Annotated in this window: 13 protein-coding genes; 4 read left to right on the top strand and 9 right to left on the bottom strand. The window is 68.5% G+C overall.

Annotated features, from left to right (window positions below; genetic code table 11):
• The first annotated feature begins 1 nt into the window (after position 1).
• Positions 2-367, top strand: a complete 366-nt coding sequence (locus tag QUD34_RS08760; RefSeq protein WP_286353314.1) for a hypothetical protein — start codon at positions 2-4, stop codon at positions 365-367.
• Positions 368-376: 9 nt separating this feature from the next.
• Here the strand turns inward: QUD34_RS08760 and QUD34_RS08755 are convergent, their stop codons facing one another.
• A complete protein-coding gene (locus QUD34_RS08755; protein WP_286353313.1) occupies positions 377-1,759 on the bottom strand; it encodes an IgA Peptidase M64 in 1,383 nt (460 codons plus the stop codon).
• 44 nt (positions 1,760-1,803) lie between these two features.
• Here QUD34_RS08755 and QUD34_RS08750 point away from each other — a divergent pair, with 44 nt between their 5' ends.
• Together QUD34_RS08750 and QUD34_RS08745 are read left to right on the top strand one after the other, a co-directional pair.
• Positions 1,804-2,103, top strand: a complete 300-nt coding sequence (locus QUD34_RS08750; RefSeq protein WP_286353312.1) for a YhbY family RNA-binding protein — start codon at positions 1,804-1,806, stop codon at positions 2,101-2,103.
• Between the two features lie 47 nt (positions 2,104-2,150).
• Entirely contained in the window at positions 2,151-4,259 is a 2,109-nt protein-coding gene (locus tag QUD34_RS08745) for an FHA domain-containing protein (protein ID WP_286353311.1), read from the top strand.
• A gap of 8 nt (positions 4,260-4,267) precedes the next feature.
• Here QUD34_RS08745 and QUD34_RS08740 read toward each other — a convergent pair whose 3' ends face one another.
• Positions 4,268-4,825: a 5-formyltetrahydrofolate cyclo-ligase gene (locus QUD34_RS08740; protein ID WP_286353310.1), complete on the bottom strand. Its 558-nt coding sequence runs from the start codon at positions 4,823-4,825 to the stop codon at positions 4,268-4,270.
• Between the two features lie 65 nt (positions 4,826-4,890).
• Here QUD34_RS08740 and QUD34_RS08735 point away from each other — a divergent pair, with 65 nt between their 5' ends.
• Positions 4,891-6,093, top strand: coding sequence for a phospholipase D-like domain-containing protein (locus QUD34_RS08735; protein WP_286353309.1), 1,203 nt, complete (start codon positions 4,891-4,893; stop codon positions 6,091-6,093).
• On the opposite strand, the gene mqnE is transcribed toward QUD34_RS08735, so the two are convergent.
• The 7 genes from mqnE to QUD34_RS08700 are packed head-to-tail and all read right to left on the bottom strand — an operon-like array spanning position 6,090 to position 13,787.
• Positions 6,090-7,217: an aminofutalosine synthase MqnE gene (mqnE, locus tag QUD34_RS08730; RefSeq protein WP_286353308.1), complete on the bottom strand. Its 1,128-nt coding sequence runs from the start codon at positions 7,215-7,217 to the stop codon at positions 6,090-6,092. The genes QUD34_RS08735 and mqnE overlap by 4 nt on opposite strands.
• 53 nt (positions 7,218-7,270) lie before the next feature.
• Positions 7,271-8,299, bottom strand: a complete 1,029-nt coding sequence (locus QUD34_RS08725) for a quinone-dependent dihydroorotate dehydrogenase (protein ID WP_286353307.1) — start codon at positions 8,297-8,299, stop codon at positions 7,271-7,273.
• Entirely contained in the window at positions 8,299-8,646 is a 348-nt protein-coding gene (locus QUD34_RS08720; protein WP_286353306.1) for a hypothetical protein, read from the bottom strand. The genes QUD34_RS08725 and QUD34_RS08720 overlap by 1 nt, the downstream gene beginning before the upstream one ends.
• Positions 8,647-8,653: 7 nt before the next feature.
• Positions 8,654-9,316 (bottom strand): 3-oxoacid CoA-transferase subunit B, encoded by a 663-nt coding sequence (locus QUD34_RS08715; RefSeq protein ID WP_286353305.1) that lies wholly within the window; start codon positions 9,314-9,316, stop codon positions 8,654-8,656.
• A gap of 48 nt (positions 9,317-9,364) precedes the next feature.
• On the bottom strand, positions 9,365-11,038 hold the full coding sequence (locus QUD34_RS08710; RefSeq protein WP_286353304.1) for a capsule assembly Wzi family protein: 1,674 nt from the start codon (positions 11,036-11,038) through the stop codon (positions 9,365-9,367).
• A complete protein-coding gene (locus tag QUD34_RS08705) occupies positions 11,035-12,822 on the bottom strand; it encodes a peptidylprolyl isomerase (protein WP_286353303.1) in 1,788 nt (595 codons plus the stop codon). The genes QUD34_RS08710 and QUD34_RS08705 overlap by 4 nt, the downstream gene beginning before the upstream one ends.
• Entirely contained in the window at positions 12,819-13,787 is a 969-nt protein-coding gene (locus QUD34_RS08700; RefSeq protein WP_286353302.1) for a hypothetical protein, read from the bottom strand. The genes QUD34_RS08705 and QUD34_RS08700 overlap by 4 nt, the downstream gene beginning before the upstream one ends.
• Positions 13,788-13,791: the final 4 nt, after the last annotated feature.

Genomic DNA, 13,791 nt, shown 5'->3' with positions numbered 1-13,791 from the left:
GATGAAGCCTTCGTGGGTCTGGTTTGCCGCGGCCTTGCTTGCCGCAGGGATCCCCTGGTGGGTGGCCCCCTACAACCGGTTCACCTTCTCCCATCCCGTCTCGATGATCGGCTTCCTGGCTTTCGTGGTCATCGCCGCCGGGGCCGGGGGTTGGGCTCCTTTCGGAGTGGGGCGGGCCACTTTCGTCACGGGTTCCGCCGTGCCCAGCGCCGTGATGGCCCGGGTGGTGGTGGATGGGGCGAAGGATCCCACCTCCCACAATCTGTGGCCCTTCGAAGTGGTCATGGCGGCGGCGTTCGGGTTTGGGCTGGCCTTCATTTGCGCCCTGGCCGGGCGTCTCCTGCGACGGATGCTGGGACCGGAATGACCCGCGACCCTATTTCGCGTACTGCCGGATCACCTTCTCGATGGCGGCCCGGCAGGCGGCGCAGAAGCCCACTTCGTCGCGGGTGAACATGAGGCAGTCCTCCTGGCTGCGGAAGTAGCCCTTGGCCTCGTAGTTGGCCCCCTCGAAGGCGCCCACCTTCCCGCTGTGGGCATCGGTGCCCAGCAGCTTCGTCTCGAAGACCTTCTCCCGGGCGAAGAGGGCATCCATCTCTGACTCGGGCCGGTTGGCGGCGCGGATGGCGCGGCGTTCCTTCTGGTAGGCGTGGCTGTGGGCCTCGAACTCGTCCTTCTTCCAGGGCGTGGGCAGGGGCACGCCGGCGGTCAGGAGGCTGCTCCACTTCGGATGCTTCGGATCGGCGGTGGCGTTGGGCTCCCAGGGCTCGGGACGGGAGGGACTGTTGGTGACGGCCACATCGGAGGTGTAGTACTCGTCGGCCAGGCCCGCGAAGTGGTGGCCGAACTCATGCACGAAGAGGTAGCCGATGGTGCTGTTGCCTGCGGAGGCGGTGCTGTAGAGGTTGTGGATGCCGCCGCCGCCGTAGGTCTCGGCGTTCACCAGGATCTCCACGAACTCGTAGGGGGCCTGGGCGGCGATGTCGCGCCAGGCGCGATTGTCGAAGGTGAGCACATAGCGTTCGCTGCCGAAGGCGTCGTAGGTGGTGCCCAGGGGCGTGCGCTTGTGAACGCCCGTGGAGGGCCGGGAGATGCCGCTCTCCTTGGATTCGGGGCAAAGGGCCCAGACATTGAAGTCCTTCCGGTGCTCCTTGAAGGGGGTCTGCTGGAAGAGCAGCTCCATGACCTTGCGCGCCTGCTGCTCGAACTTGCCGCGCTCGGCGGCCGTGTAGCCATCGCCCAGAATGAGGAAATCCACCTTGTCCGCGGGATCGCCAGCCTTCTGCAGGGCGATGAGATTACCCGCGGCCGGAGCGGGGGTCCGCTCGATGAGGGGATCTTTGGGATCGACCTCGAAGGTCCAGAGAGTCTGGAAGGCGTTCTTGGCGTCGCGCTTCTTCACCTGGATGCGGACGGGGGCCTCGGGCTGCGGGAAGCGCAGGGACTCGGAGAACGAGCGGCCCAGGGTCTTGGCCTCGTCAGTGGTCTCCCATTCACCGTAGATGCTGGCGAAACCCCTGGAATAAAGCAGCTTCCCGGTGGCCTTGTCGATCACTTCGAAGCAGTACTTCCCGAGGTTGCTGGTGTCCACGGCCTTGGCGGGATCACCGGGCCAGGGCAGGGGCTCCAGCACCACCCGGTCCACGCCGAAGCGCTCGGAGGTGGCATCTCCCGTGTGGCCGTAGTCCACCCGCAGGGTCCGAGGCGGGGCGGCCAGGCAGGCCAGGGCGGCGAGGGAGAGCAGCAGAGGACGGAGCATGGGACACCTCGCCATCGAGGATAGACTGGAAGGCCGGAGACCCGATGCTTACGCCCAAACAACGCCAGTTCCTCAAGGCCCAGGCCCACAAGCTCAAGCCCGTCATGCATGTGGGCAAGGGGGGCGTGACGCCTGCCCAGGCCGCCGAACTCGATGTGATGGTCGACAGCCTGGAACTTGTAAAAGTCAAGATCAACCCCAACAGCTTCGAGGATGAAGGCACCGCCGCCAAGGCCCTCTGCGCGGCGGTTGCGGGCCTGGAGCATGTCTGGACCATCGGCCACACCATGCTCTTCTTCCGCCCCAGCCGGACCCACGACACGCGATATCCTTTGCCTTCCTGATTCAGGATTGGCCGGCATCCGCCGAAAGAGGACAGTGGGGGGGCTGGATGCCGTATCTGTCCTGGATGGAGGGAAGCCAGCGCTTCCGACATGCGATCACGGAAGATCCCTGCATCCTGGGCCGTGATCCCATGGCCTGCGCCGTGGCCCAGCCCGCCTTCGGCAGCCTGTCCCGGACCCATGCCGAGTTGAGGCGCATCGGCGAGGTCTGGTGGGTGAAGGACCTCGATTCGGCCAACGGCACCACCCTGAACGGCCTGCCCCTCAACCGCCCCCAGGGCAACACCCTGCAGGACGGGGATGAGCTGTCGCTGGGCGGGTGGCATGTGACCTTCACCGCCGGTTTCCCGGGGCTGGACGGCACCACTTTCGCCGAGCGGGTGGGGGATCTCTTCCAGGAGGTCCAGCCCGAGCCGGCCCAGGCGATGGTGCTGATCCGGGGCGTCGAGCTGCTGTACCGATCCACCGAACGGCTTCTGCGCGAGATGGATTCCGATGCCCAGGTGCGGGGCCTCCTGGAGGAATCCCTCCGCCTCCTGGCCGGCGACCGGGGCTTCCTGGTGATGAGGCTGAAGGAGGGCGGCTGGCGCACGGTCCATCGCGTCGGGGATGTGCAGGAGGGCATCGGGCTGTCCCGCTCCGTGCTCGACTATGTGGCCCAGGAGCACACGGCCGTGCTGTCCAACCGGCCCCTGGCCGACCCCCGGTTCGGCGGATTGAGCCTGGTGGAGCTGCACCGTGGGTCGCTGCTCTGCGCCCCCATGATCGATGAAGGCGACATCCTGGGCGCGCTCTACCTGGACCGCGAATCCGCGGGAAGGCCCTTCAGCCGCTTCGACCTGGCCATCTTCCAGGCCTTCGTGCGCCAGGGCTCTCTGGCCCTCCGCCAGGCCATGCTCCAGCGGCGGGCCCTCAGCCAGGCGGAACAGCAGGGTGAGCTGCTGCGCCTTAGGAACGAGCGCCAGCGCGAGATGGACCGGCATGGCGAGCTGCTCGCGGCCATGGCCGTCCCCCTGCGGCGCATCCAGGGCTGGGCGGAGGAGCTACCGGCGGCGGCGGGCGAGGCCATCCGGGGCCAGCTGGACCAGCTCACCACCCTGCTGGACCATGGGCATCGCGAGGGCCTGCCCGAGGCGGCCGCCTCGACCACGGGCCATCCTTTTCCGCTCTCGTCCCTACAGGAGGATCTGGCCCGGCGCTGGGAGGCCCTCATCACCCTCCGCCGGGTGACCCTGCGCTGGTCGGATCCGCCCCAGGGGTTCGTCTGGATGCCGGGGGGCCCCCTCATCCCGGCCCTGGCCGGTCTCGTCGAGCTCATGCTCATGCAGCTGTCTCCCGGCATGGAAATTTCCGCCCGGTGGGACCAGGAACGCGGCTTCCACATCCTGCGGCTGGGGCTGCCCCCGGGGCTGCACGCCCCCGCCTCCGATCCGTGGACCCAGCGCGTGCTGCAGGATGCGGGGCTCCGGTGGCAGTGGGCGGACCAGGCCCTGGATCTCTACCTGCCCGAGGGACCCGACGCCATGCCCGAGGAGCCCAGCCGGCCATTGCTGGGCCTCGTCAGCGATGAACTCGGCCTGCTGGGGCTGTTCCAGACCGTGGCCGAAGCCGGGGATCTGCTGCTGCATCCTCTCGAAACCCAGCCGCCCCCGCCGCCCCTGCCCAAGTTCCGTTTCCTGGTGATCGACGCCAAAGGCAACCCAGAGCTGGAATCGACGATCCGGGCCTACCGGCAGCATCCCTCCTTCGCCACCACGCCCATCCTGGTGGTGCGCTCCAGCGAGGACGAAACCTCGCGGCTCATCGAGGCGGGGGCGACGGATTGGCTGGCCGAGGGCTTCCGCTGGGAGGCCCTGTACCATCGTCTTCAGGTGCTCCGGGGACACACGGAGCTGCAGCAGCGGGCCCTGGCCGCCGAGCGGCTGGAGTCCTTCCGCCAGATGGCGGGCACCCTCAAGCATGAGATCAACAATCCCCTGGCGATCATCTCCATGCAGGTGGAGATGCTCCAGCGCAAATACCCCGAAGAGGCCAAGCTGGCCAAGATCGGGGACATGGTCGACCGCATCCGCGCCCTGGTGCAGGTGCTCCAGAAAATGCGGGAGACGCCCACGGAAGACTACGCGGACGGCTCGAGCATCCTGAAGCTGGGGTAGGGGAACCTTCAGCCTCCGGCATTCAGAAGGCGCAGGCCGCGCTCGCTCAGGAGCGCCTGCACGGGCCAGTCGTGGGGATCCACGGGGACGGGAAGGTGCATCTGTGCTTCAAAGCCCACGCCCACGGTGAGCACCTCCTCCGGCAGTTTCGCCAGCAGCGCATCGTAGAACCCCCGGCCATAGCCGATGCGGTAGCCCTCGTCGTCGAACGCGAGGCCCGGCACCAGCAGCAGCTGCACCGGCGGGAGGAAGTGCTGGGCCAGGGCCGGCTCCAGGAGGCCCCAATGGCCCTTTTCCAGCGGCTCCGTGCCCCAGGCCAGCCGGGGGGGCTGGGTGGAGGCCACGCGCGGGAAGAACCACAGCCAGTCCGGGTGAGCGGCCACGGCAGGGCGCAGGTCGATCTCCGAGCCGAAGGGCCAGAAGGCGCCGATGCGGGTGACGCGCCGCTGACGGCAGAGGGGGTCCAGATGCCCGGCGGTGGCCTTGGACCAGGCCTCGCGCGCCTCTGCGGGCAGCGCGTCCCGGCGGGTCTTCAGGTGGGCGCGGAACTCGGCCTTGGTGTCCATGCCCTCACCTCAGCAGGGGCGAAGGGCCTGCGTCAACGGAGTATCCTCGCAGCTGGAGTGATGCCATGACCTTCCGTCCCCTGCTTCTGACCTTCGCCACCGCCTGGTGCCTCGGCATCCCCCAGTCTGCGCTGGCGCAACCCGGGAGCGAGCCTCCAGCGCCTGCCACCCGCCTGGTGCAGTCGATCCCCGCGGAGACGGACCTGGCGGACCCGGCACTGCCCTTCGCCAAGGATGTCTGGGTCGACCTGGTCCGCGGCGCGCGGACGAGCATCGATGCCGCGGAGTTCTATGTCACCAGCCGTCCGGGCAGCGCCCTCGAACCCGTGCTGGTGGAACTGGAGAAGGCGGGGGCCCGCGGCGTGAAGGTGCGTTTCCTGCTCTCCTCGAAGATGCTGGACCAGGATCCGGCGTCAGTGGCGCGCCTTCGCCACATTCCCGGCGCCCAGGTGCGCAGCTTCGATCTGGCGGGGGTCTCCAGGGGAATCCTCCACGCCAAGTATTTCGTGGTGGATGGCCAGGTGGCCTTCCTGGGCAGCCAGAACTTCGACTGGCGGGCCCTGGAGCACATCCACGAGCTGGGCGTGCGGACTTCCGACGCCCGGATCGTCACCCGGCTCGCGCAGCTGTTCGCCGTGGACTGGACCTTCGCCGGAACCGGAAAGCTCCCGGACCTTCCGACTCCAGCGCCGGTGTCGGCCCGTCCGCAGGTGGAGCTGGTGGCCAGTCCGCCCTTCCTCACGCCGAAGGACATCCGCCCTTCCATTGAGGCCCTGGTGGAACTCATCGCCCAGGCGAAACAGACCGTGCGGGTGCAGCTGCTGACCTATTCGCCGGTGGCGGGCCAGGACCGCTTCTGGCCGGTGCTGGATGACGCCCTCAGGGCCGCGGCCGTGCGGGGCGTGAAGGTGCGCCTGCTGGTCTCGGACTGGGTGCTGGGCGGTCGGGCCCTCCCGCACCTGAAGGCCCTCGCGCTGATCCCGAACCTCGAGGTGAAGGTCGCGCCCATCCCGGAGGCGAAGGAGGGCCACATCCCCTACGCCCGCACGATCCACAGCAAATACCTCGTGGTGGATGAGACGCACCTGGTGCTGGGCACCAGCAACTGGGAGGAGAGCTACTTCACCGACTCCCGGAACATCGAGCTGATCTTCCGTGACTCGCCCTTGGCGGCCCAGGCGGCCCGCATCCACGACCGCCTCTGGACCAGCCGGTACGCCTTCGCCCTGGATCCGGCGAAAGTCTACGAGAAGCGCAAGGTCGATTAGACCTGGGCGTAGGTGTTGTAGAGGTTGTCGCGCTCCAGGGCCTCGAAGCCGGCCTCCTCGATGAGTCGCACCAGCTCGCCGCGTGTCAGGCCCTGGGGCGTCTTGGCACCGGCGTCGTGGGCGATCTCCTCGGCGATGACGGTGCCGTCCACATCATCGGCGCCGTAGCTGAGGCCCGCCTGGGCCAGGCCCGGCGAGATCATCACCCAGTAGGCCTTGATGTGCGGGATGTTGTCGAGGAGCAGGCGGGCCACGGCGATCTCGCGGAGATCCTGGGTGCCCGTGGTCTCGTGGATGACATGGGTGGCGCTCAGCTCGTTGTCCTCGTTCTGGTAGGCCAGGGGGATGAAGGCCAGGAAGCCCTGGTAGCCCGCGGCCTGGGAGCGGTCCTGCAGGTCCCGCAGGCGCAGCAGGTGGTCCACCCGGTGGCGCGGTTCCTCGATGTGGCCATAGAGCATGGTGCAGTTCGTGGGCAGGCCCTTGCGGTGGCAGAGTTCGGCCGTGTCGAGCCACACCTGGGCGTCCTTCTTGCCGATGCAGATCTGCTCGCGCAGGGCTTCATCGAAGATCTCCGCGCCGCCGCCGGGGCAGCTCTCCAGGCCCGCGGCCATGCAGCGGTCCAGGAAGGCCTCGGTGCTGAGGCCCGAGATGCGGGCGTAGTAGTCCATCTCGATCATGGTGAAGACCTTGAGGTGGATGGACGGGAAGCGCGCCTTGATCTTGGTGAACAGGTCCTCGAAGTAGTCGATCTTGAGCTTCGGGTTGTGGCCCGAGGTCATGTGCAGCTCGCGCACACCCGCATTCTCGGGTTTCTCGAGCTCCGCGATGATCTGCTCGGCCGAGAGGGCGTAGGCCCGGGGATCGCCCGGCTTGGCCTGGAAGGCGCAGAACTGGCAGTGGGTGAAGCAGACATTGGTATAGGACAGGCGGCGGCTCATGACATAGAAGGCGGCCCGGCCATTCTTCTGGAGGCGCACATGGTGGGCCATGGCGCCGATGCCCGTCAGGTCGGGGCTCTCGTAGAGCAGCAGACCGTCGTCGAAGGACAGGCGCTCACCGTGCAGCACCTTGTCGGCCAGGGGCAGCAGGCGGGGGTCACGGATTCTCGATTGCAGTGACAACATCGAAACCTCGGCCCTCCAGTGTAGCGCCGCCGGGACGCTGCTCCGAGCGCGATTCAGAGGTCCTGCGATGTCAATCCCCGGTGGATCCGCGAGATGAGCGCCGGCCCTTCGAAGATGAGGGCGCTGTAGATCTGGGCCAGGGCAGCCCCGTCCTCCAGGGCCCCCTGCACATCTCCGGCCGACCCCAGGCCGCCGCAGGCCACCAGGGGCAGGCGGCCCCGGAGGGCAGCCAGGATGCGGCGCCGGACTTCCCGGGCCTTGGCTTTGAGGGGGGCGCCGCTGAGGCCGCCGGCCCCCTTGGCCTCGACGAGGGCCCGCAGGGGCTCTGCCACCACGCCCCGATCCAGGGTGGTGTTGGTGGCGATGAGCCCCGAGATGCCTGAGGCCACGGCCACTTCGACGATGGCATCCAGGTCCTCGGGAGCCAGATCCGGCGCGAGCTTGAGCAGGAGCGGCTGGCGTTCGAGGCCCATCTCCTTCCGCAGTCCGAGCATGCCTTCCAGTAGGGGCTTCAGAGCCTCGGGGGCCTGGAGGTTGCGCAGGCCCGGCGTATTGGGGCTGCTCACATTGAGGGCGATGTAGTCCACCCGTGGCGCGATGAGGCGATAGGCGGCGCGGTAGTCGTCCAGGGCCAGCGCCTCGGGCGTTTCCTTGTTCTTGCCGAGGTTGCCTCCCACGATGAGCCCCGCCGGACGCCGCCGCAGGCGGGCGCCCACGATCTCGGCGCCCTCGCTGTTGAAGCCCATGCGGTTGAGGATCAATCCCGCCTCGGGAAAGCGGAACAGGCGGGGCCTGGGGTTTCCGGGCTGGGGCCGGGGCGTGACCGTGCCGATCTCCACATGGCCGAAGCCCACGGCTTTCCAGAGGGGGAGCAGGGTGGCGCCCTTGTCGAGCCCCGCGGCAAGCCCCAGGGGCGAAGGAAAATCCAGGCCGAAAGCGGAGCGTCGGAGAGCAGGAGGATAGGTCGGTTCCGGCAGGCGGGGCCAGGCGCAGACGCGCTCCCCCAGCCAGAAGGCCAGGTTGTGGGCGGTTTCGGGATCGAGGCGGAAGACCAGCGGGCGCAGGGCGCCGTACAGATCCATCAGTTCACCGTCACCGTGGCCGTGGCCGTCAGCTCCGGGAAGTCCTCGCGCGTCACCCGCACATGGAAGGTGCCGGCCGTGGCGGGAGCGGTGTAGTGGCCCGCCGCCGTGATGGTGCCGCCTTCGGGTTCCACCACCGTCCAGGCCACGGGTTGCCGGAGGGGGCGCTGGCCTTCGGGATAGTTGACCTCCGCCTGGAAGATCTGGGTGGCTCCCTTGGCGAGGCTGATGGCGACGGGGCGCAGGCTGATGGAAGGCTTGAAGGGCTCGGCGGGCACAGTGGTTCCCGGGGTGTTGCAGGCGAAGGCCAGCAGGAGGGAGAGGACGGGGAGGGCGCGGATCAGCATGGGGACCTCAGAGGCCAGTCATTTCGGTGACGCGGTCCATCACCAGCGGAGGCTCCGTCCGGGCCTGGACTTCCTCGCGGGTGACGCCGGGGGCCGTCTCCACCAGCCGCAGCCCCTCGCGGCCGGGCACCACATCGATGACGGCCAGATCGGTGATGATGCGGTGCACGCAGCGCTGCCCGGTGAGGGGCAGGTTGCACTTGCGGAGGATCTTGAACTCGCCGTCCTTGTTGGTGTGCTCCATGACCACGACCACGCGCTTCGCGGCGGCGACGAGGTCCATGGCGCCCCCCATGCCCTTCACCATCTTTCCCGGGATCATCCAGTTGGCGAGGTTGCCCTCCATGTCCACCTGCATGGCGCCCAGGATGCTGAGGTCGATCTTGCCGCCCCGGATCATGGCGAAGCTGTCGGCGCTGCTGAAGAAGCTGGCGCCCGGCGCGGCCGTCACCGTCTGCTTGCCGGCATTGATGAGATCCGCATCGACCTCGTCGGGAACCGGGAAGGGACCGATGCCCAGGAGGCCGTTCTCGCTCTGGAGGACGACCTCCATGCCCTGGGGGATCACGCTGGCGATGAGGGTGGGGATGCCGATGCCCAGGTTCACATAGTAGCCATCACGGAGTTCCTGCGCCGCGCGGCGGACGAGTTGATCGCGGGACAACGCCATTCGGACCTCAAGGTGGAGCCTTCAGGATACCGCAGCCCGGAGAAGGTCTCAGAAGACCCGGAACGACTGGAAGACGCTGAAGGCCCAGCCCCAGCGGGGCGAGGCTCCGGCGACGAACTGGAGATTGCGGTCCCGCTCGGAGGAGATGGAGGCCCCCACGCGGCCGTTGGGCGTGCGCCACTGCGCATCCGCCTGCAGGAACCAGAAGCGGTCCAGCTCGGGTGTTTGGCCAGGATGGGTGGCCGTCCAGAGGGCCAGGTTGTCCCGGAAGGCCCGGATCCCGCTCACGACCTTGAGGCGGCCCTTGCCCTCCCAGATCATCGGAAAGCCCAGATCCACGGTGCGGGTGATGGCATCGCCGCCGAAGGGCAGGCCGAGGGAGTCCCCGTACCGGGAATAACCGGCCCGGTAGGTGCCGTGGGAATAGACCCGGTAGCCGCCCCCATCGGCGGGGATGTTCACGGTGTCGGCGTATTCGAGGCCCAGGTCCCAGCGTTCCCAGACCAGCTGAAGGCCCAGCATGTCGTTGGCGTGTTCGAGGGTGGGCACCGCCTCGCGGGTACCCCGTCCCCAGATGCTGTCCATGTAGTCGCCGCCCCGGACCCGGCCGCGCTTGATGAGCTCCCAGTCCTTGCTGAGGTCCCGGCGGATGGCCGCGCCCGGGTGCCGCAGGAAGTCCTTCCACTGCCAGTTGACATTCTTCGACCCGCGGCTCAGGTAGACGGAGGCGCCCTTGGCCCCCACATAGTTCGCCAGCGCGGGAATCCGCACCCGGGCCTCGGCCATGGCGTGGCCCATGGAGATCTGCTTGAAGCCGCTGAGGTCGAAATGCCCCTGACCGCCGCTGGCCTCGCTGCGGCCGATGTTCTCGGCGCCGAAGAACCCCAGCAGGTAGTCGTCCCAGGTGTAGCCCCGCTGACGATTGCGGCCCGAGGGATCCACGCCGCCCCACATGGAAGTCCCGGCGAGATTCAGCTCCACATGGGGGCCGAAGCGCCCGGTGAACCTCGCGCCGGACAAGTCCGGCCGGCGGATGTCACCGGAGGACGCCTTGGCGGAAAGCTGAGTCTGCCGGTTGCTCATCCACTCCGGGATGTCACGGTTCCATTCCAGGCGCCCGTAGAAGAATTCCGCGGACCAGCGGCCCAGGGGAACGCTCCACAGGTGCAGGGCTGCTTCGGGCGTGGATACGGAGGCGCGCGGGAAGGGGCGGGCCGAGTCGCCCATGAGATAGCCCCCATTGAGCCCGAAACCCCACTGGAAGGGATTCTGCTCCAGGGCGAAGCGCCAGCCGCCCTGGGTCTGGTAGGCGAGGGTGCCGCGCTGCAGGATGCCCCGGGTGACCGTGCCATCGCGGAAGGTCACGGCGGTGGCGGAGAGGGACCAGCCGCCCCGGAAATACTTCCCCTGGAGGCCGGCGCCCCAGCCCTGCATGCCGTGACCAAACCCCTCGCCGCCGATGAGCGGCGCGTAGAGGCCTTCGGACCCGGCCGCGCCCAGGCCCACTTCCAGGGAGGGTACGCGGAATGGAGGGGGCACCGGCTCGCCCACCGTCCAGCCGAGCCGGGCCTGGCGGAGGTCCTCGGCGCCATCCTGGAGCAGGGGCGCCTGGGCCAGGATGGGCGAGGCGACGAGGCCCAGAAGGGCGGCGGTGCGGAAGGTGGTGCGGGACTGAAACAGGATGGACTCCAGAGGGGGAAAGGGCGTCAAGGCGGGACTCACGGCTCGAGGACGGTGATGGACAGGATCTTCGCGCCCAGGTCCATATCATCGAGGATCTTCAGGGCCCGGTCGGGATCCTCCACCTCGCCGAGGCGCGTGTACCGGCCCGTGAGGTGTGGCGTGGCATTGGTGGTGATGAAGAACTGGCTGCCACCGGTATCCTTCCCGGACAGGGCCATGCCCACGCTGCCGGGGCCGTACCAGTCGAGCGAGTTCTCGCAGCGCACCGTATGGCCGGGACCGCCATCCATGGTGTCCACGGGGCTGCCCATCTGCACGACGAAGTCCGGCACCACGCGGGGCACCAGGCGGCCGTTGAAATAGCCCTTCCGGGCCAGCAGCACCAGGTTGGCGACATTCATGGGTGCCACCCGGGGATCGAGCCGGAGCGTCAAGCGGCGCTTTCCGTTGAGGGAGAGGCGAAGGCGGACGGGCTTTCCCCGTTCGGCGAGGCGGATGGCTTCGTCCAGGATGGCCTGGTCGGCCGCGGTGGGGTTCGGCGCGCCGGGCCACGGCGTCCGCGGGTCCAGCTTCAGCAGGGCCTGGTAGGCCTCCCAGCGGCAGGTCCAGTTGGGGTGCTGGAGCCAGGGCTGAAGCTGCGCCTTCTGATCCTCCGGCGCCATCTTCCAGCGGGCGTAGCTGTGGATGAGGGTCTGCTGGGTCTCGAACTGGTCGTCGCGCCAAGTGCACTGAGTGAGGGCCGCGAGGTCCTCGGGGGCGGCGGGGAGATCCTCGATGGCCGCAGCCCGGGGGATGGCCCCCGGTCCTTCCAGCAGCTGGGCCCGGACCCGGTCCGCCTGCTGGGGATCCTGACGCCGGAGAGCTGGAAGCAGGACACCCAGCAGCAGCGGGCTGGAGGCGCCGAGAGGGGGGGCCTGGGCCAGAGCCGGGCGAAGGCCGGGAAGCGGGATCTCCACCTTGGCCAGCGCCTGGAACCCGTACCACAGGGCCAACGGATGGGCCGAGCAGGGCCAGGGTGTGCCGCTGACCTGGAAGGCTTCGGCGGGAGCGGGGCTGGGAACACCTTCGGCCAGCCGGGACAGGAGGCCCACGCAGCTGCGGTTCAGAACCTCCTGGCTGGGCGGGACGAGACCCAGCCTTGGCCAGGCCGGAGACTGAGGTGAGAGGCTGGAGAAGGCGCTCAGCGCCAGGTCCCGGCGCTGGGGCCAGGGTGCCCGGTTCCAGGCATCCATCAGGGCCAGGAGGCTCCCCGGCGTGGCTTTCACAGGCGGGAGCAGCCCGGCTTCCTTCCCGGCCATCATCAGCCGCAGACGAGCAGCCTGGGCCCGCACAGGATCGACCTTGCCCACCTTCCGCATGGCATCGAGGAAGGCCAGGAGTTCGGGAGAGGCCTCCGAGCCATTCAGGCGGGCCGTGGCGAGGGCGGCTTCGAGGTGCAGGTGCTTCGGCCAGGTCTGGGCATCGGCGGGGGAGAGGCCCGCCAGAGCCATCAAGGCCTTCGGGCTCTTCAGGCGATTCAGGAAGAAGAGCGCCGTGAACCGCTGCTGGGGCGTCCGAGCGGTCGCGGCCTGGGCCTCCCAGAGGCCGAGCGTGGGCTTGTCCAGCTCCGGGGGCAGCAGGGCGGGCCCGCCGGGGGCGCCGATGCGCTGCAGGGTCCGCCCGAGCCGGGTTCGGTCCGCCGGAGGCAGCGCTTTCGTCTGTTCCTCGGTGAAGGACAGGGGCTGGCGCAGCCACTCCGCCTGGATGGCGTCGCGGACGGTGAAGCGCGGACCCTGGGCGATCAGGGAGACCGACAGGAGCAGAACCGGGGCCGGGGATTTCATCGGGACCGCAGATCCCGCAGCGGGATGGTCTGGCCGGATTCCAGATCCGCCACGGGCAGATCGGCGATGGCCTCCAGGCGGGCGGCCCCGGCCAACCGGTTCATGCGGCCCTGTTCGTCGCGGGACTCCCGGAACCGGCTGTCCACGAAGCCCGCCTCGGGCGAGACGACCTGGAAGGAACCCGACAGGTCCTGGCGGACGAAGTAGGCGTTGTTGCCGGCCTGGTTGCAGCCCACGAAGGCGTATCCCTTCTCTTCGGCGAGCCGGCAGAGCGCGCGGAGGGAAGCCCCGAAATAGAGGTAGGAGTGGTGGGCCTGGGAGCGTTCAAACGCCGGCGAGTAGGGGATGGTGACCGCCCGGTCCGGCCCGAACACCGCGTTGTATTCGGCGACGACGATCTGGGGCTGGACGCAGGTAATGGCCCTCCACACCCAGTAGTCATTGCCGTCGATGTCGATGCTGAGGAGCCCGATCTCCCCGGAAAATCCGGCCCCGAGAATTAGGTCGTTGATGTTCTCGGCGGTGATGAAGGCGCTGCGCACCTCGAGGTCGTAGAGCATCGGAAGACCCTGGGCCGCCACCACGGCATCCAGGTCGGGCCGGCCGTCCAGGATCAAACCCCGCCACTGGTTGTGGGCCAGGAGGAAGCGGGTGTTGGCCTCGGTGTAGTCCTCCACGCCGAACTCCACGAAGGTCGGGACGGCGGGGAGGTGGCTGATGAGGTACTGGATGATGCCGTCGTCCCCAAACTGGGAATAGACCTTGAATTCCGTCTCCGAAAGCGGCGTGCGGGGCGGCAGGGCCGCCACGCGCCGTGCTTCAGCCCCACCGGCGAGTTCGAGAGTGACGGCCATCTGGCGGCGGAGGCCCACCATCTCGGCCTTGATGTAGTGGATTCTGCGCTTGTGGCGGCTGGACCCGATGCGGCCCAGGCGCTGGAAAAACCCCTTGAACCCTCCGCTCATGGGA

This window comes from Geothrix oryzae (genome assembly GCF_030295385.1).
Classification (GTDB): Bacteria; Acidobacteriota; Holophagae; order Holophagales; family Holophagaceae; genus Geothrix; species Geothrix oryzae.
The sequence above is the reverse complement of the archived record's forward strand: the minus strand, read 5'-3'. Positions and strand labels throughout refer to the sequence as shown.